The sequence below is a fragment of the Pirellula sp. SH-Sr6A genome, from assembly GCF_001610875.1.
Classification (GTDB): Bacteria; Planctomycetota; Planctomycetia; order Pirellulales; family Pirellulaceae; genus JBKCUI01.
In genome coordinates, this window is record NZ_CP011272.1 from 5,718,173 (window position 1) to 5,736,432 (window position 18,260).

At 53.2% G+C, this 18,260-nt stretch carries 14 protein-coding genes and 1 tRNA gene; 9 read left to right on the top strand and 6 right to left on the bottom strand.

Annotation, left to right across the window (positions count from 1 at the left end; translation table 11 throughout):
* Positions 1-69 precede the first annotated feature (69 nt).
* From VN12_RS22105 to VN12_RS22125, 5 genes are all read right to left on the bottom strand, one after another.
* Positions 70-156, bottom strand: a tRNA-Ser gene (locus VN12_RS22105).
* 277 nt (positions 157-433) lie between these two features.
* On the bottom strand, positions 434-1,426 hold the full coding sequence (locus VN12_RS22110; protein WP_146678835.1) for a hypothetical protein: 993 nt from the start codon (positions 1,424-1,426) through the stop codon (positions 434-436).
* Between the two features lie 293 nt (positions 1,427-1,719).
* The gene (locus VN12_RS22115) at positions 1,720-2,091 is read right to left on the bottom strand and encodes a DUF2200 domain-containing protein (protein WP_240491226.1); all 372 of its coding nucleotides are present in this window, start codon (positions 2,089-2,091) and stop codon (positions 1,720-1,722) included.
* An 11-nt stretch (positions 2,092-2,102) separates the two neighbouring features.
* Positions 2,103-4,166, bottom strand: a complete 2,064-nt coding sequence (gene uvrB / locus VN12_RS22120; protein ID WP_146678836.1) for an excinuclease ABC subunit UvrB — start codon at positions 4,164-4,166, stop codon at positions 2,103-2,105.
* 151 nt (positions 4,167-4,317) lie between these two features.
* Positions 4,318-5,322: a DUF1573 domain-containing protein gene (locus VN12_RS22125; RefSeq protein WP_146678837.1), complete on the bottom strand. Its 1,005-nt coding sequence runs from the start codon at positions 5,320-5,322 to the stop codon at positions 4,318-4,320.
* A gap of 237 nt (positions 5,323-5,559) precedes the next feature.
* Between VN12_RS22125 and guaA the strand changes: the two genes are divergently transcribed.
* The 8 genes from guaA (at position 5,560) to VN12_RS22165 (ending at position 15,686) form a co-directional block, all read left to right on the top strand.
* Positions 5,560-7,182 carry a glutamine-hydrolyzing GMP synthase gene (guaA, locus tag VN12_RS22130; protein WP_146678838.1) on the top strand — a complete coding sequence of 541 codons (1,623 nt, stop codon included), beginning with the start codon at positions 5,560-5,562 and terminating at the stop codon, positions 7,180-7,182.
* Positions 7,183-7,191: 9 nt separating this feature from the next.
* Positions 7,192-8,865, top strand: coding sequence for an energy-dependent translational throttle protein EttA (gene ettA, locus VN12_RS22135; RefSeq protein WP_146678839.1), 1,674 nt, complete (start codon positions 7,192-7,194; stop codon positions 8,863-8,865).
* Position 8,866: 1 nt separating this feature from the next.
* Positions 8,867-9,838 (top strand): GNAT family N-acetyltransferase, encoded by a 972-nt coding sequence (locus VN12_RS22140; protein WP_168164575.1) that lies wholly within the window; start codon positions 8,867-8,869, stop codon positions 9,836-9,838.
* A gap of 119 nt (positions 9,839-9,957) precedes the next feature.
* Complete coding sequence (locus tag VN12_RS26275; protein WP_205855118.1) at positions 9,958-11,745, top strand: YecA family protein; 1,788 nt, start codon at positions 9,958-9,960, stop codon at positions 11,743-11,745.
* Between the two features lie 675 nt (positions 11,746-12,420).
* Positions 12,421-12,705 carry an ArsR/SmtB family transcription factor gene (locus VN12_RS22150; protein ID WP_146680042.1) on the top strand — a complete coding sequence of 95 codons (285 nt, stop codon included), beginning with the start codon at positions 12,421-12,423 and terminating at the stop codon, positions 12,703-12,705.
* A gap of 52 nt (positions 12,706-12,757) precedes the next feature.
* On the top strand, positions 12,758-13,129 hold the full coding sequence (gene arsD / locus VN12_RS22155) for an arsenite efflux transporter metallochaperone ArsD (RefSeq protein ID WP_146678841.1): 372 nt from the start codon (positions 12,758-12,760) through the stop codon (positions 13,127-13,129).
* 45 nt (positions 13,130-13,174) lie between these two features.
* Positions 13,175-14,959 (top strand): arsenical pump-driving ATPase, encoded by a 1,785-nt coding sequence (arsA, locus tag VN12_RS22160; RefSeq protein ID WP_146678842.1) that lies wholly within the window; start codon positions 13,175-13,177, stop codon positions 14,957-14,959.
* A gap of 103 nt (positions 14,960-15,062) precedes the next feature.
* A complete protein-coding gene (locus VN12_RS22165) occupies positions 15,063-15,686 on the top strand; it encodes a protein-tyrosine-phosphatase (RefSeq protein WP_240491227.1) in 624 nt (207 codons plus the stop codon).
* A 91-nt stretch (positions 15,687-15,777) separates the two neighbouring features.
* Here VN12_RS22165 and VN12_RS22170 read toward each other — a convergent pair whose 3' ends face one another.
* Positions 15,778-16,218 carry a hypothetical protein gene (locus tag VN12_RS22170; protein WP_146678844.1) on the bottom strand — a complete coding sequence of 147 codons (441 nt, stop codon included), beginning with the start codon at positions 16,216-16,218 and terminating at the stop codon, positions 15,778-15,780.
* A gap of 332 nt (positions 16,219-16,550) precedes the next feature.
* Here VN12_RS22170 and VN12_RS22175 point away from each other — a divergent pair, with 332 nt between their 5' ends.
* Entirely contained in the window at positions 16,551-18,095 is a 1,545-nt protein-coding gene (locus VN12_RS22175; protein ID WP_146674927.1) for an IS1380 family transposase, read from the top strand.
* The last annotated feature ends 165 nt before the right edge of the window (positions 18,096-18,260 follow it).

Consider the following 18,260-nt stretch of genomic DNA (forward strand, 5'->3'; position numbering starts at 1 on the left):
TCTAGCTTAGGGTGGAATGCGTTCCCACCTCGATAAGCCAGCCACCCGACTAAGCCTAGCACAAAAAAGCGGATGGGGAGGGATTCGAACCCACGGTAGCCTTACGACTACTCCGGTTTTCAAGACCGGTGCATTAAACCGCTCTGCCACCCATCCGACCCATGTTTTTATTGGGTTTTGTGTGTCGCTGGCAAAATCCGAGTCCTGCCATTCCACATTTTGACACTTTTTGCGGTCCAGAAAGTGTCAATCCCAACGACGCGTTCACGTCGCGGGCTGTCTCAGTAGCAAAGTAGTATTGCCCTGAGCAAGACGGATTCTAGCCAGAAGTCGGGAGCCAAGCAAATCCAACTCCACGATGCGACGTTGCCCCTGGGGAGATCTCATGGAACATCGTGACTGCTCCGCCGCGTCCGAACGTCGCGAAGGGCTACTACTTGGGCTGGTTCAAGTAGAAGTAGATGGACTTTCCGTCCTTGTAAACTGCTGTTCCATTCGGTAAGTCGAACTCTTTGAAATCGTACATGATCAGTTCCGATGGTCCGTTCAGCAAAACCCATTTGATTTCAAGTTGGAAGTCTTCGGTTCGATATTCGATGTTTTCCTCCTTGGGTTCTTTCCCTTCGGGTAAGAACCGACTGCGAAAGGTTCCCGATAGTTTTGACGGTACCCATACGCCACCTATTTGCTTCCAGTCAGTTCGACAATCCAATTCGATTTCACCCCCTCTGACTGAGGTTACTCGAATCGGAGTGAATCCTCGGCTTTTGTCGACCCATAGCTTCATGTCCATTGGTATTTTGGGAAGGTTGGCTCTCTGCGGTACATCTCTCTTATACGAGAGCTTCAAAATGTCTCCGCTCTCTTCGTCGACCCGAATGTCGTCCATAACATTGACCCCCAGCGGCTCGAAAAAGAATTCATCTCCATCGTGGGACCTGCTATAGATGTTGGAGGAATTACAAAAACCGACGCCTCGAATGTCGAATCTCTTGAAGTGGGACGAAAGCTCTTTTTCCGGAGCGATTCGCGGATGTATGAACAATGCAGCCGTTGGGATTATAAAATCGTGATAGGTATATCTAGTGACTGGATCTTCGCAGAAAAAGATTCGCAATTCATCACGTTCACCGGAGCGAGTGTCGCTTGTGGCGAAGCATGTTTCTGACCGATCGAAAAGAAACTTGCCATTGGGAAAATCAAATTCGTACGACCAACGAATATCCGTCTTTCTGACCGGCCCTCTCCCCTCGGCCTGTGAATAAGAGCCCACCGCAGTAAGAATGCCGTCTGTAATCTTATTCCTTTCCGACTGCATGGCGGTCCTAATTTGCTTCGCCGTTAGGGTAGTACTTTGTGCTTCTGCACGACCCGCTACCCAGAAAGTCAGAAGAAGCAAAAGGCTGTACTTCGATGATGCTAACATTGGTCACCTTTTATCACAATGAACCCTTTACCGAGCCTTGGCTGCACCGTCCTGAAAGGAGTGTCGTCCAAAATGAATAACGATGGGGGCTCCAACGAAGTCAAATCTTAATGACTTAGCACCATCCGATTGCGATTTGCATCGGTGTATCCAGGGCATCAACCTCTTCGTTTCGATACGCTCGTCGCATTGTATGGAAATTCGTTTGCGAGCGGTTGCTCACGATCGGAACGGGATTGAACTTTTTCTTCAAACGAGCTTTGCATCGCGCATGAGCAGAGAGCGAACGACACTTAAGTGTTCGGGGCGTCTGACCGCAGAATCTTTTCCATCTTGCGACCCTTGGCAAGCTCATCGACGAGCTTGTCGAGATAACGCACTTTCTGCGTGAGTGGATTTGAAATCTCTTCCACTCGATAGCCGCAGATCACTCCCGTGATGAGACTAGCGTTCGGATGCAGATTCGCAGATTCAAAGAAGTCGGCGAAGGTCGATCCGTTAGCGATATGAGTTTGAACCTGCTCTTCGGTCAAACCGGTTAGCCATCGAATGACTTCATTGAGCTCGTCTTTGGTGCGCCCCTTTTTTTCCACTTTGGCGAGATAGAGCGGGTACACTTTTCCAAAGATCATCGTCGCGATTCGTTCGTCGTGATTCATCATCATGCTCCTGAGGTTTACCTTCGTTTGGATCGCTTTCTCTGTCGCGTTCCCACCACCCGTTGGTCGTCGTCCTCGGACTCGATGGGTTCACCGATTCGGTCTCGCATCCGCAAGATCTTGTCGCGTAGGGCGGCGGCTCGCTCGAACTCGAGATTTTCTGCAGCGGCCAACATCTCCTCCTCCAGTGTTTTCAAGTAGGCCTCGGTGATCTTCTCGGCCTGCGGATCGCGACGCACGATTTCTCGAGCCCTCTTGCGATTCTCGGCCGCCTGATGGATCGAAGCGGTAACTTGCTTGCGAACCGTTTCCGGCGTGATCCCGTGTTCTTGGTTGTACTCCTCCTGCACTTTGCGTCGCCGCCCTGTCTCGTCGATCGCTGTGCGCATCGACTCGGTCATGGTGTCGGCATAGAGGATGACCTTGGAGTTCGCATTGCGAGCTGCGCGACCGATGGTTTGAATCAGGGACGTTTCGCTTCGTAGAAATCCCTCTTTGTCGGCATCGAGGATGGCTACCAAGCTGACTTCGGGCAAGTCGAGGCCTTCTCGGAGCAAGTTCACCCCCACCAACACATCGCAGCGACCGTCTCGAAGTTCTCGCAGCAACTCCACGCGTTCGAATGCGTCCAACTCACTGTGGAGCCACCGGCACTTCAAATCGTTCTCCACAAAGAAGGTCGCAAGGTCCTCTGCTAGTCGCTTCGTCAAAGCCGTGACGAGCGTGCGATCTCCCATCTGGATCCGCTCTCGTATTTGCTCGAGCAGATGCATGACTTGCCCACGAGCTGGGACCACTTCGATAACGGGATCAAGCAATCCCGTGGGCCGAATCACCTGCTCGACCACTTCGCCTCCGGTTTGGTCCAGTTCGTACTCGGCCGGCGTGGCGGAAACAAAGATGACTTGATTGATCTTCGCCTCCCATTCTTCGAACTTGAGGGGGCGATTATCCAGCGCGCAGGGGAGCCGAAAGCCGTGCTCGACGAGGGTTGTTTTTCGACTTTTGTCACCCGCGTACATGGCTCTCACTTGCGGAATCGTCACGTGCGACTCGTCGACGAGGAGCAAAAAGTCCTTGTCAAAGAACTCATATAGTGTGTCGGGAGTCGCTCCAGGCTGTTTCCCCGAGAGAGGACGTGAATAATTTTCGATGCCGGGACAATGTCCTGTGTGACCCAGCATTTCAATATCGAACTTGGTTCGCGCCGACAGTCGTTGCGCTTCGAGAATTTTGCCTGCGGCATTGAACTTCGCTAGTTGCTCCTCCAGTTCTTTGCGGATGACGTGAATCGCCTTTTGAATTCGATCCTCAGATGTCACGAAGTGTTTCGCAGGGAAGATATAGACCTCGGTCAATCGCGAAACGACTTCGCCGGTCAATGGATTGATGATCGAAATCTGCTCGACTTCGTCTCCCCAGAATTCAAAGCGATAGGCGAACTCTTCGTACGCGGGCCAAAGCTCCATCGTGTCGCCGCGCACGCGAAACTTGCCTCGTTCGAATGCGATGTCGTTGCGCTCGTATTGGATGTCGATCAGCCGGAGCAGGAGCGTCTCGCGGTGGATGGATTCGTTGCAACGGATCGCGACCACCATGCGACGGTAGTCTTCAGGAGAACCGAGGCCGTAGATGCAAGAAACGCTCGCGACGATGATGCAGTCGCGCCGACTGACCAGGGCGCTGGTCGCAGCCAATCGCAGTCGATCGATCTCTTCATTGATCGACGCATCCTTTTCGATGTAGATATCGCGTTGAGGTATGTAGGCTTCGGGCTGATAATAGTCGTAATAGCTGACGAAGTAGTGGACGGCATTGCGCGGAAAGAATTCTTTGAACTCCGCATAGAGTTGTGCCGCGAGGGTCTTGTTGTGGCTGAGCACCAACGTCGGCCGCTGGACCCGTTGGATCACATTGGCCATCGTGAACGTTTTGCCCGATCCGGTCACCCCCATCAAGACTTGATGCTTTCGTCCTTCGTTCAGCCCTTGCACCAAGGCTTCGATGGCTTGGGGTTGGTCTCCTGCAGGTTGATAAGAGCAATCCAAATCGAAAAGTGGGGCGGTTTTTGGAGCAGTCATTTCGAAGCATCGAACAGAGGTAAGAAAGAGCACGCCGACAGACTGCTATTGTCGGTGGATTCGACGGGGTGGCAACCGCCGCACCCAAGAGTACGGCGGCAATATTCTTGACTGGCCCGCTCGGACTGGCTCGCTCGGGCTGGCGGCCTTGCTAGTCGACCATACGGCCCGCGACGGTGGTTTCCAAAGTGATTTGTTCCCCAAGGGATGTCTTCACCACAATCTCTTGCTTGATCGATCGCTCGTCTCCTACCAATTCCCCTGTGAAGGTCATTGGGATCAAGTGAAGTGGCTTTTCTCCAGGTGGAATCGAGAAGCTAAATCGGGGGTCCGGGCATTCGACCGAGACGATCGTGAAAGGTTTCTTGGCTCGAACCATCAGCTTCTGCTGGACTTGCTGTCCGCTTTTGACGTCCCCTACCGAGACGAGTTTCGGCGTGATGGTAACCGGTGGGACCACGCGAGCATTGACCGGGAGAGTGAACATTCCCTCGTTCGAATCGTTGGTGACGACGGTGATCCCTTCCATGAAATCGCCGGCCGGAGCAGTGTCCTTCAAGGTGATCCGCATTCGATAGTCGGTCATGTTTCCTTGGCGGGTTGCTGGGTCCAATCGAACTTCCAGATGGCTGGTATCACCCCGTACATCTTGAATGGCCCAGTCCCTGCGTCCTGCGTAGGAGATCTTGAGGTCGACGGTTTTGGTTGCGCCGACATCCACGTCCCCGAAGGAGATCTCGCCCGGTTCCACGACGATGTCGGACCGGATTTTTCCGGATACCAACAGAGTCACTTCCGCGTAGTAAGGGCGATCGATGACCACGGTGATGGCCGCCGATTTGGCGCCTAAGAAGGACTTCGTGTTGAATTGGGCGAGGATTTCTCCCTTTTCCCAGGCCTTCAGCGTGTTCTTGGTAATGATCGGTTTGGTGCAACCGCAGCTGCTCCTAACCGAAGCGATATGAACGTCTTCCTCGAAGCAGTTTTCGAGGACGAACGCATACTCGGTCTTGGCGTTACGGCTGACAGTGCCAAAGTCGTGCTTCGTCTCCTTAAATAGCTTTTGAGCCCAATCGGCACCCGATGCGAAGGGGACGAAAGCAATCGCGACGATCCACGCGGCGAGAAAGCGATGGACAACTTGCTGAAAAACCATGCGGCGGAACTCCCTTTGAGTAGACGTACAACCTGAGGAGTCATCGGCAATCGACCCCCGCAAACTCGATTTCTTTGGAAAGATTTACCGGCAAAGACTACCCAAACCCTCCGGTCCATTCGAAAGGAAACGAGGTAGCCACCCTCCAGGGGATTGCTATAATTTCGCGTTTTCTCCGGCGAAGAGACCGGTTTGCTCTAGATTCCGGCCCTCGGTCGGACACCTTCGATGGATCTCATGAACAACTCGACTGCGAATCGATCGACATCGGAATCTCCCTCTACCACAACAGCTAGCAATACCAACACGGCTCCGGATCTGCTGAGCGAACGTGTTCTCGTGCTGGACTTTGGCTCGCAATACGCCCAGCTCATCGCCCGGCGTATTCGGGAGCAAAACGTATACTGCGAAATCGTTCGCCACGACATCAGTGCCGAGACCATCCGGGCACGCAAGCCTGCTGCGATCGTTTTCTCGGGAGGGCCTTCGAGCGTCTACGAAGCGAATGCTCCGAAATGCGACCCCAATATTTTTCATCTGGGCATTCCCGTTCTCGGAATCTGCTACGGAATGCAGCTCGCCTCCCAAGCCCTGGGAGGGCGCGTCGAACCTTGCAATCGTAGAGAGTTTGGGCGAGCCCGCCTCCAAGTCAAATCGATGGAGAAACTGTTCGCAGGTTTCCCACATGAAATCGATGTCTGGATGAGCCACGGCGACCAAGTCCGCGATTTGGCCAACGACTTCGAAACGCTCGCGTCCACGCCGACTTGCCCTCACGCGGCGGTTCGCCATAAAACCCTGCCCATCTATGGTCTGCAGTTTCACCCCGAGGTATCTCATACTTCGCTCGGTAGCACGCTCATCCATAACTTCTTGTACAACATTGCCCATTGCGAAGGGCGCTGGCATCTCAGCGACTTTGCCAATCGTTCCATCGAGCACATCCGCGATGTGGTCGGCAGCGACCGAGTCATCTGCGGACTTTCTGGAGGGGTAGATTCGTCGGTGACCGCAGCCCTGCTGTACAAAGCGATCGGTCCTCAGTTGACGTGCATCCTTATCGACAACGGTTTGCTCCGGAAAGACGAGCAAGGAGCGGTGATCTCGGAATTCACGAATCACTTCCAAGCCGATTTGCGAGTGGTGAATGCCAGTGACCGGTTCCTGGGTGACTTGGCTGGAATCAAAGATCCCCAGGAGAAAAGGCGACGCATCGGCCATGCCTTCATCGATTGTTTCAAAGCGGAAGCAGAGAAAATCAACGGTGCAAAGTACCTTGCGCAAGGGACTCTCTATCCCGATGTTATCGAAAGCGGTGCAGCCCTCGACGGCCCTGCCGCTACGATCAAGCTACACCACAATGTGGGCGGATTGCCTGAACAGTTGGGTTTTGAACTGATCGAACCCCTTCGCGATCTCTTCAAAGATGAGGTCCGGAAACTGGGTGTCGAATTAGGATTGCCCGAGCATCTAGTATGGAGGCATCCGTTCCCAGGACCGGGTCTGGCTGTGCGATGTCTAGGAGAAGTCACCAAAGACAAACTGGATATCTTGCGAGAAGCCGATGAAATCGTCGTTTCGGAAATCAAGAACGCCAACTTGTATCGTCAAACCTCCCAGGCCTTCGTGGTCTTGCTGGAATCGCAGAGCGTGGGCGTGATGGGTGACGCGCGAACGTACGAACGAGCAGTCGCGGTTCGCTGTGTGAACACCGACGACTTTATGACGGCCGACTGGAGTCACCTACCCTATGACTTGCTCGCAAAGATCTCGACACGAATCATTAACGAAGTCCGCGGAGTGAATCGCGTTTGCTACGACATTAGCAGCAAGCCACCTGCGACGATTGAATGGGAATAAGGAAGTTCAATGAACCGTCAGTTTATTTATCAAATCGAAAGCCTCACCAAGCGCCACGGACAAAAGGAAGTCCTCAAGGATATCTGGTTGGCGTTTTATCCCGGGGCGAAGATCGGCGTACTAGGATCCAACGGCTCGGGAAAGAGTACGTTGCTTCGCATCATGGCGGGGGAAGACAAGACCTTTGATGGTGTGGCTCGCCTGAGCAATGGGTTCGTTGCGGGATATCTCCCCCAAGAACCGCAATTGAATCCCAACAAAGATGTGCAGGGAAATGTCGAGGAAGCGGTCGCCCCTCGCCGAAAGGTCTTGGATCGTTTCAACGAAATCTCTAATCTTCTCGGTGAGGTCACCGATGACAAGCAGATGGAAAAGCTCTGCGACGAGATGGCCAAACTGCAAGACATTATCGATGCCCAAAACCTTTGGGAACTGGATCGGCAAGTGGAGCAGTCCATGGCCGTGATGAATCTACCCCCTGGAGATGCGGACGTGACCAAGCTCTCCGGTGGGGAGCGACGTCGTGTTGCCCTTTGTAAGTTGTTGATCCAGCAACCCGATTTGCTCCTCCTCGACGAGCCGACAAACCACTTGGACGCCGAAGCAGTCAACTGGCTCGAACAGCATCTGGCGCACTACCCCGGCACGGTTGTCGCCGTGACGCACGATCGTTACTTCCTCGACAACGTTGCCCAATGGATCTTGGAATTAGACCGAGGATCGGGCTACCCGTTCGAGGGGAACTACACGTCCTGGCTGGAGCAAAAGCAGAAGCGATTAGCCATCGAGCAAAAATCGGCTGCGGCTCGACAAAAGACGTTGGAGAAAGAGTTGGAGTGGATCCGCATGTCACCGCGGGCGCGGCAGGCAAAGAACAAAGCTCGGATCAACGCGTACGAGTCCTTGGCTGCTCAACAATTCGAGGAACGACCCGACGAGTTGGAAATTCAAATTCCGCCAGGAAAGCACTTGGGAGAAGTGGTCGTCAATGCCGAGCATATCACCAAGGCGTACAATGACCGCGTCCTCGTCGAGGATTTGAGTTTCCGACTCCCCGCTGGGGGAATCGTCGGAGTTATTGGACCAAACGGTGCCGGAAAGACGACGCTCTTCCGCATGATGACAGGGCAAGAAAAGCCTGATGCGGGCGATCTGCGAATTGGTGACACGGTCGAATTCGGTTATGTCGATCAATCCCGCGACACTCTCAATGACAACAATACCGTTTACCAAGAGATCTCGGGGGGACTGGATTGGTTGGAAATGGGTGGCAAGAAGTTCAACTCGAGAGCCTACGTTTCGAAGTTTAATTTCAAGGGTACCGACCAAGAGAAGAAAGTCGGCGTTCTCTCCGGTGGAGAGCGTAACCGTGTGCACCTCGCAAAATTATTGCGTCGCGGGTGCAACGTCTTGTTATTGGACGAACCCACCAATGACTTGGACGTCGATACACTACGAGCCCTCGAGGAAGCGATCATGAACTTCGTCGGTTGCGTGGTGGTTATCACGCACGATCGTTGGTTCCTCGACCGAATCGCGACGCACATCCTCGCGTTTGAAGGGGATGGCTATGTTCACTGGTGCGAAGGAAACTTCCAAACCTACGAACAGCAACGAAAAGAGCGATTGGGGATTCACGACGACGAACCTCGCCGTTTCCGATATAAAAAGCTCGCGACTTAAAATGGCGGAGACTCCGCTCCAAAGGGATGCACCGCGTTGGGAATGGCTGGACGATGTCGAGCGATGCCTCACCTTCCAGTCCGCTGACTCTCGGGAAGGCTACCTGAGTCAATTGGTCGACCATGCGTCGAGATACGCAGCGCTGGATTCGATTCGTGTAATGACCAACGCCCGCGGGTGCGTCGCTTATCTCCTGGTTTACCCAGGAAAGCTTGCCATGGTTGGTGGAGTCGCCCCTGCATCGAGTCTGCGTTCCCAGGAAGAGTTAATCGAGTCGGCGTTCTTGTTGCGGTCCCTCGTAGATTCGGTTCGGGGCGAGGTTGAATTGACGCAAGCGGTGACCTTTCCCGCAGAGTTCGATGTCGAGTTTGATGCTTGGAGAAGGAGATGCTTTGAGAGCGCTGGATTCCGGCCTATCGCCGTATTGAAGCAGTGCGCGCTGGATTTCTCGAAGGCTCCTAGCGAACCCGTTACTTCGAACCCATTCCAATCCACGACAGCCATTCCGCTGACGTTTGTGCCGTGGCGGAAAGAACTCGATGCTGAGTTCGTACGCGTCGTCGATCAAACTTATGACGGGACTTTGGATGTACCGGAACTCAATGGTGTTCGGAGCACCTACGCCACGCTCGAGGGGTACAGTAGAACGGGGCTGCGGGGGGAATCGTTCCGCGACTGGTGGCTAATCGGTCGGGGTAAGGAATACGTCGGTTGTTTGCTAGTTTGCCGACACTCTCCGAAACTTGCCGAGTTGCTCTACCTGGGAATCGTCCCCGAGGAACGGGGCAAGGGCTTGTCATACGCCGTAATGACATTTCTATTGGATTGGTGTCGCCTTCATGGAGTTGGCAGAATCCTGCTGGCGGCGGACACTCGGAACGCGCCGGCGTTGAAACTGTACGAACGATTCGGCTTCGAAGATATCGGAACGGCTGAAGCTTGGTTCGCCTCTTTGGATCGAGCCGATTGTTGAGTACCGACTTTGCGCCGCGCTTCGGTTGGGTGACGCGCGACCGCCCCTGTTAGAATGCCATTGCCAACCAATGGGATAAACGTACGGAACACTCTTTTCCTGGTATGGAGCAAACAGACATGTCTAAGCGTAGCACTGAATCGAATGTCTCGAATACTGGTAGCGAATTCGACACCGAAACGCTGTTGAGAAATGTTGGACGCTTCCCATCGCAAGTATTGCCAGTTGCGATTTTGCGGGAATTGCAATCGCGTGGCAGTGCGATTCATGATTCCGTAGTTGCATCGATTCGTGACGCGCTCCAAGAGAACGAAAGTCCCATAGGCGGCTTATCCAACACGGCATTCTTCGCTTTTGCTTTGCTTCCCCCGATCGTCATCAAAGAAGACCAACCTCTGATCGAAACATTGATCAGGGCTTCTCTCAAGAGACTGGATGAAGTGATCGGTGATCTCTTCGGGGAAGCGATGTCGCGCCTGATCGCCAATTTCTTCCATCGCCGAAGCGCATATGAAGTGTTTGTGTGGATCGACCGTCTCATGAGCGAACCTGATCTTGAGGAACTAAACTGTCAACCGCTTTTGCGGGCGGTGACCATCGCCAATGCAATGGGCTGGTTGGATCGAACCGAAGCCGTCCCTTTCCTGGTGGAGCAACTGAAGAAGCGGGCCGGCAAGAAAGATGACACTGTGTCTGCGTTTGTGGTATCTGAATTATTCGATATGCCTGAACGACGATCGGAAGAGGTCGATTCAATCGTTCGCTCCAGTTTTGCTCGGCAACAGATTGATGAGTCGTACATTAACCTAGCGTTCTGGGATAACGAGGACGTGCTATATGGGGTTTTGTCTAAAGAGAGTTCTTGGGAGGATTGCGCCGAGGAGTTGCAGAATTGGTATTATGACTTTATCAGCTACGACTTCGATCCCGTCAATGCAACGTACCTTCCCAACCCACGCAGCAGTTCGAATTCGAAAATAAGCGAATCCGAAGCGCGTACCTTCGTCGAAAAACTCCGAACAGCGTCACGAAGTAGTTACCCCCGAGAAGCCGTCGACACACTGGATCGTGAATTCCCAGTCGCCTATCAAGCGATTATTGATCTGATAAGCCATGAACTATCTCAAACCCACCTGGACTCTGATTTGGAGTGCGGAAGGAGCGTGTATCTGGGATTGGTTCTCCTCGTCAGCAATAGCATGCCATTGCCACAAGAGGTACTGCACGCATTCCTGGATTTGCCCGATTCTCGCTTGGAACAAATTGTTGGACAACAGTTCGGTTTGGTCGTGAAATGCATTGCCCAATCACCGATCCAGGACGTCGGAATCATTGAGCAATGGATTTGGGACCCTGACCGACGCGATGCAAATCGCCGCGATATGGTGGGCTATTACTCCAACGCTTGTTTTCGCAATACGTTAGATCGCGAAGTCGCCATCGAGGCCTTGGCCAAGGGACTGCGCAAGGCGCTGACGCAGACCCCTTCGTTGGTCGCTCCGTTTGCCGAGAACCTCACCCGTCTGTCGCCTACTGAACATGCTTTGCTTCTCGAAGAAGCATTCGAAGAGGTGGACGTGGAATGGATGATCGCCAAGGACGACTTGCGACATATGATGACCGACGTCCGAATTGCAAAGGAAATCTTTGAGGATTACTTTCAGATTCGGCAAAGCATCCTGGAAATCGTTTCGTTCGGGGGGATGTTTGACATCGCCGCGATTCTTGAAAAACCATCTGATCCGCCAATTTCACATGAGACTGGCCAGAGACCCTCTGGATTGGAGGCGACTCCACCAAGCTTCTCCGTGACAGGAACGATTCGGAATGAAGAAAGGACGTCACGCAACTCATCGTGTCCGTGCGGAAGTGGGAAGAAGTTCAAAAAATGTTGCATGAGAAAGTAGTCGTTGCGTCTCGATTCTTGGGTAAGTCTCAAAGGGTTGCTCGCCAAAAGTTAGCTCATGATTTCCGTTACCCTTCCCTCCGCGTCTCTCCGCGATCTCCGCGTTGAATCCTTCTTGGGCAGATTGGCGACGGCGAATCAACCGCGGAGGGCGCGGAGTACCGCGTAGGTGATACCGAGTCGCTGCGGACGAAATCTGCCTTCCGATACGCTCGTCGAAAGATCGCTTTCTGATGCGTTATGTTCCGTTCTTTGCGCCTCGCCGCCTTAACGAGAAACAGCCCCCTCCAATCTCTATTGGTCAACATCTTCTCGCGCCCGGAGGTCTGGCCAGCTTGAACTACGATCTTGGAGGCCCTAGCGATGGAAAAACCTTGATTGCCGCATCAGTAAACTGCCCTGTAGTTTCTATCTGGCGTGTTCTTGCATGGATCTTCATTTGTCTTCCTCTCCGCGTCTCTCCGCGATCTCCGCGGTGAATCCTTCTTGGGCAGATTGGCGATGGCGAATCAACCGCGGAGGTGATACCGAGTAGTCATTGACAAACGGTTTGAATTGACGTATCGTATATCGACGATAGGCAATTAAGTGTCCAGAAGCGAGTTGCAGTGTGAAAGCAAAATCGAAGGTCCGATCCAAATCAGAATCGCAAACTTGCTGCACCACAGGTGAGAAGGTGTCGCTGCCCGATGTCGCTTGGGCGGAGGATTTGGCCAAGCTGACATGGGCGCTGGCTCACCCCGCTCGCGTTCGTATCGTTCGATTGTTGTTAAGCCGTACCTCTTGTGTATGCGGTGAGATTGTCGAAGAGATGCCGTTGGCCCAATCAACGGTTTCCCAGCACTTGAAAATCCTGAAGGAATCAGGCTTGGTACAAGGCGAAATCGACGGGCCACGGGTCTGCTACTGCATCAACAAAAATGCGATGGCGAAATTGAAAAAACTCATTGCTAGCTTGTAAAAACACGCCAGCGTTCCGTCCTCATTTCCTAACCACTGGGAAGGCAAAGACCATGAAAACCATTCAAGTTTACGACAAACCGATGTGTTGTTCGACCGGCGTATGCGGTCCCGATGTCGATCCTGTCTTGCCACAGTTCGCAGCGGATCTTGATTGGCTCAAGAGTCAGGGCCATAAGGTGGAGCGTTACAATTTGGCTCAACAACCGCAAGCATTTATTGAGAACCAAGCTATCCATCAAGTGTTGAGCACCGAGGGTACAGAATCGCTACCCGTAGTCGTAATCGATGGCGAAATCGTAAGCCGAAAGGTTTACCCAAATCGAGATGCTCTCTCTGCATTGGTCGGCGGTTTACCTGTCAAGCAGTTGCTCCCAGTAGCGCAGGGAAACGGCGGCTGCTGTGGTACCAGCGGTTGCTGCTAGTCCTCTAGGTTCGGAACAACTGTCCCCCCGGGAGGAGAACGCAACATGAAGTTTTTAGAACAGCCAACCCGAAATCTTTTCTTCACAGGCAAAGGGGGAGTGGGGAAAACATCGGTCGCTTGCTCGGTTGCCGTAAAGCTAGCCGATGCAGGCAAGCGAGTATTGCTGGTGTCGACGGATCCTGCATCGAATCTCGACGAAGTTCTGGGTGTCGAACTGGGAAACCATCCGACTCCGATTCCATCCGTCGCAACTCTATTTGCGATGAATTTAGACCCGGAGAAGGCTGCGGCCGAGTATCGCGAGCGAATGGTTGGCCCTTATCGCGGGTTACTACCGGCGGCTGCCATTAAAAGTATGGAGGAGCAGTTTTCGGGCTCATGTACCCTGGAGATTGCTGCCTTCGATGAGTTCTCACGCCTTCTGGGAGATCCAACAGCCACCGCGAAATTCGATCATGTCATCTTCGATACAGCGCCAACTGGTCACACTTTGCGGCTGCTAACATTGCCATCGGCATGGGACGGCTACATGAAGCAGAACACCACAGGCACCAGTTGTCTCGGTCCCCTGGCCGGTTTGCAGAACCAACAGAAACTCTATCAGGAATCGGTAAAATCTCTTAGCGATTCTGCGTTAACGACCCTTGTGCTGGTTGCCCGTGCTGAATCCAGCACCCTCCGCGAAGCGGCGCGAACCAGCGGAGAATTGGCTTCGCTTGGCGTTCGCAATCAACATCTCGTAGTCAACGGTCTGTTCCAAGCGATCGATTCTAGCGATCCGTATGCGGTGGCCCTCCAGCAACGAGGGGAGGCTGCACTGGCTGCTATGCCTACGAGTTTAAAAGGCCTTCCGTTGACGATCGTTCCACTTAGCCCACATGGAGTTCTGGGGATCGATTCGCTGCGTCATCTCGGAAGAGTGCTTCCTAGCGAGTCGTACGGGCCTCCAATAGAAAGCGTAGATCGAGTCGATGGTTTGCCAATGCTCTCTGCGCTCCTCGATGACTTGGTAGCGCCGGGGCACGGCGTCATTCTCGCCATGGGCAAGGGAGGTGTTGGGAAAACAACCGTTGCCGCAGCCATCGCCGTTGCGATCGCGCAACGTGGATACAACGTGCATCTGTCCACCACAGACCCGGCAGCGCATCTCGCGGCAGCACTCAATGAAGAAAGCTTGCCGAACCTAACGATCAGTCGCATCGATCCCGAAGCGGAAACCGCCAAATACTCTGCTGAAGTTCTCGGGAAAGCGGGTGCAAACTTAGACGCGCAAGGCAAAGCGTTACTGGAAGAAGATCTTCGATCGCCTTGCACCGAAGAGATTGCCGTCTTTCGGGCCTTCGCCGATGCCGTTGCCGCGGGTGCAAAACAATTTGTCGTGCTCGACACGGCTCCCACGGGACACACCGTTCTACTCCTGGATTCGGCATTGGCTTATCACCGCGAAGTAACGCGACAGGCCAGCGAGATGCCGCAAGCGGTCGAGAAGTTACTTCCGCGCCTAAGAGATCCAAATTTCACACGTGTGTTGATCGTCACTCTCCCGGAAGCAACGCCTGTCCATGAAGCGGCTTCCCTGCAACGCGATCTACGACGCGCCGAAATCGAGCCGTTTGCATGGGTAGTAAATCAAGTGCTCAGTCCCCTTCCAATTACGGATCCGCACATGAAACTGCGACAATCGCATGAGCAGAAGTATTTGCGCGAAGTCCAAGATCTTCACGCCAGTCGCGTGGCGATCATTCCCTGGCAGCTTGCCCCTCCGATCGGACTCCATGCCCTCCATCGATTGACTCATGAGGAACTCGCTGCGGGGAAATCTACTTGAGCGAGCATGCTCCTTTTCGATTCACGAAAGCGTCTTTGAGCGATCTTTCCAAGTTCGATAACCAGGTTTAACTCTGATGACCCAGCATCCTACGGCGACTACGATGACTTCATTTTTCCCAGCCCTGGTTGAGTACATTCAAAATGCGATCGCTCAGTGGGACTCCATTCCGAGTGACCGTAGATCCGACTTAGCGAAAGTAGCAGGGTACATACGCGAACGGCTTGCGAGATCCGAGCCCGCGAAATTGATTTTCATTTGCACTCACAATTCACGGCGCAGTCATCTTTCGCAAGTTTGGGCTCAAGTCGCAGCGGACTATTATGGCCTGGAGGGCGTTGAAACGTTTTCAGGCGGCACGGAAGCGACTGCATTCAATCCTCGCGCTGTCGCCGCCTTGCAGCGTTGCGGGTTGAAGATCTTGGCCGACGACCCCACAGTAGCCAACCCTCATTACCGCCTGTACACCTCCGACTCCTCTAATCCGCAAATTTGCTTCTCGAAGGTCTATAGCGACCCACCGAATCCGCAAAAGGGTTATTGCGCCGTGATGACCTGTTCGCAGGCGGATGACGCTTGCCCGATGGTGATGGGGTGTGACCTACGCATGCCCATTCGCTACGAAGATCCCAAGGTCGCCGACGATACCGAATTCGAAGCACTGCGATACGACGAACGTTCGGCCCAAATATGTCGTGAAATGCTCTACATGATGTCCGTCGTTTAGGGGAAGCATACTGACGTTCACTATGGGAGCGGAGCATCTAGGAAGTGATTGCGACTCTCCTGGGAAATGGTTACTTCGGAAATCACCGCGCTCACAGCCCCAACTCACTGCGGTCTTTTGAGATGCTGCATTCGAACTTGTTCCAGCACCAGCAAGTTATTGAGCCTACCGCTGCGATATACAGGATGCTCGGTACAATCCACCACTGGGATGCGTTCGCAAGCCAGCATGCTCCACCAATAGAGTGGGCGACAGTGACGCCCTTCGCGATCGCGATGGATAAAGGGTGTTGCCACTGATGGGCTGCGTACGAAAGCAATACGACCCATGTGACTCCCAATCCGATGAACCATCCAGGACCTTGATTCAGGGCAAAGTGTGCGATGGGGTTGATCTCGTTGACCGTCGCGTAGCTAGCCGTCCAATATGTTGTCGGTTGTCCCAGCAACGTGAATCCAACATCGGCCGAAGAAAGGCAAGCAGCAGGGGCTGCTAGCCAAATCCGCGAACCCCACTCACATTTGGCTCCCATACTCGAACCTCCTTCGCGGCAGCAGATTGGATTTCAACATTCCATTCAATTAGACTCGAAGCATTCTCGAATGAGAAGACCGTGGTTCTGTCTAGCTGAGGAGAAGGGATGGGCTAGGAGTAACAGACAAGATGGGGCGTTGGCCAGCAGCGAGCGTGTTGGACGAGGCTGCGGTATTAGTAGTGATTGGAGAGTAGATCTAGTCCTCGATCAAGCGAAGCTTGGTTGAGTTCGTTTGAGATTTTCGTAAAAAAACCTGAAACCTCCCGGTGTTTTTGCGGTTTAACGAAGTAACAACAAATCGATTAAGCCACACACACGGAGGGTTTCAGGTGAAGTCAAGTTTCGCAAAACGTATCGGTGCACGCAAGAAGCAAATCCTGAAAAGGCTCGCAGTAGCAAGGGAGAATCGCTTCTCTCGTGGTATCTCGAATCCGAATCCCGTTCTCGCTACCAACTCTGTCAAATACGAACTTGCTGATCGCACCCATGCCATCAGCTACGCTGGTGTCTCCGCCATGCTCAAGCTCGCCGGGCATGTCGGATTGACCGATGCCATCAATCATCGTGTCCAACTCTTAAAGTCACATGCTCCTTATCATGAATCCGACCACGTCCTCGCGATGGTTATGAATGTTCTATGCAACGGAACGAGGCTGGAGCATTTGGAGCGTCTTCGAAACGATTCGACATTCCTCGATGCGATCGGTGCCGATTCGATTCCTGATCCAACCACGGCAGGCGATTTCTGCCGTCGATTCCATCAATCCGACATCGACTCCCTGATGCAAGCTATTAACGAAGCCAGGATCAACGTATGGAGACAACAGGATGATGCGTTCTTTGACCAAGCCCTTATCGATGTCGATGGCGTTATCGTGGCAACTACAGCCGAGTGCAAAGAAGGAATGGATATCTCGTACAAGGGGAGTTGGGGATACCACCCTTTGCTGGTCAGCTTAGCCAACACCAAAGAAGTACTTGCGATTGTGAATCGCAGCGGTTCGGTTCACAGCGCTCACAACGCGGCAGCCTACTTAGATAAGGCGATCTGCACTTGTATCGCTGGAGGCTTCCGGCGCATTCGAATGCGAGGGGACTGCAAGTTCTCGCAGACGGAGTATCTCGACGGATGGGACGCCCTGGGAGTACGCTTCCAGTTCGGTTATGAGGCGCGAGCGAATCTGAAGGAAATCGCAGACAACTTGGATGCGTCGGCATGGAAGAAACTCACCCGCGCCTTGCCAAAAAACAAGACCAATGAAACTCGTACCAAACCCACCAATGTCAAACGCCAAATCATTCGGGAACGCAATTACGTCCATCTGGAGTTACTACATGAGGAAGTGGCCGAGTTCGAATACCAACCCAACGCCTGCGAGAAAACGTATCGAATGGTGGTTGTTCGGAAGAACGTCTCCAAAGAGCAGGGCGATGTTCGGCTCATCGACGAGATCCGCTACTTCTTTTACATCAGCAACGACATGCCCTCGGTATCGAGCGAGGACATTGTTTTTGGCTGCAATGACCGATGCGACCAAGAAAATTTGATAGCACAACTCTCCGGTGGAGTTCGATCGCTGTGCGCTCCGGTGGACAATTTGGAAAGCAACTGGGCGTATATGGTGATAACGAGTATTGCGTGGAACCTAAAATCCTGGTCTGCACTACTGACCCCCGTGGTGACTGGTCAAGAGCAAGAACATCAAGCAGAAAAGAAACGGCTCCTAACAATGGAATTTAAAACGTTTCTGTCCGTGTTCATTCATGTGCCATGCCAAATTCTACGACATGCCAGGAAAACGATTCATCGGCTCCTGAACTGGACGGACTACACATCAGCATTCTTCCGATTGTGTGCTGTGCTCAATCTGTAGCATCGAATCGCTAGCACGGAAACGAGCTAGCAAGAAGAGCTTGGGGCATCGTAAGTCCAAAGCGAACCGTAACCGCAACGCCTAACCCAGATAAAATAAAACAATGGAGAGCAAGCAATTGAAAAAAAGCGACCAGCACTGCTGGCTCGGTGACCGCTGCGCAGC

Excerpts from the sequence above, each read along its gene's own strand:
- VN12_RS22170 (WP_146678844.1), bottom strand. The coding sequence starts at position 16,218 with ATGGGAGCCAAATGTGAGTGGGGTTCGCGGATTTGGCTAGCAGCCCCT.
- VN12_RS22165 (WP_240491227.1), top strand. The coding sequence starts at position 15,063 with ATGACTTCATTTTTCCCAGCCCTGGTTGAGTACATTCAAAATGCGATC.
- VN12_RS22115 (WP_240491226.1), bottom strand. The coding sequence starts at position 2,091 with ATGATGATGAATCACGACGAACGAATCGCGACGATGATCTTTGGAAAA.
- arsA (WP_146678842.1), top strand. The coding sequence starts at position 13,175 with ATGAAGTTTTTAGAACAGCCAACCCGAAATCTTTTCTTCACAGGCAAA.
- uvrB (WP_146678836.1), bottom strand. The coding sequence starts at position 4,166 with ATGACTGCTCCAAAAACCGCCCCACTTTTCGATTTGGATTGCTCTTAT.
- VN12_RS22140 (WP_168164575.1), top strand. The coding sequence starts at position 8,867 with ATGGCGGAGACTCCGCTCCAAAGGGATGCACCGCGTTGGGAATGGCTG.
- ettA (WP_146678839.1), top strand. The coding sequence starts at position 7,192 with ATGAACCGTCAGTTTATTTATCAAATCGAAAGCCTCACCAAGCGCCAC.
- VN12_RS26275 (WP_205855118.1), top strand. The coding sequence starts at position 9,958 with ATGTCTAAGCGTAGCACTGAATCGAATGTCTCGAATACTGGTAGCGAA.
- arsD (WP_146678841.1), top strand. The coding sequence starts at position 12,758 with ATGAAAACCATTCAAGTTTACGACAAACCGATGTGTTGTTCGACCGGC.
- VN12_RS22110 (WP_146678835.1), bottom strand. The coding sequence starts at position 1,426 with ATGTTAGCATCATCGAAGTACAGCCTTTTGCTTCTTCTGACTTTCTGG.
- guaA (WP_146678838.1), top strand. The coding sequence starts at position 5,560 with ATGAACAACTCGACTGCGAATCGATCGACATCGGAATCTCCCTCTACC.
- VN12_RS22125 (WP_146678837.1), bottom strand. The coding sequence starts at position 5,322 with ATGGTTTTTCAGCAAGTTGTCCATCGCTTTCTCGCCGCGTGGATCGTC.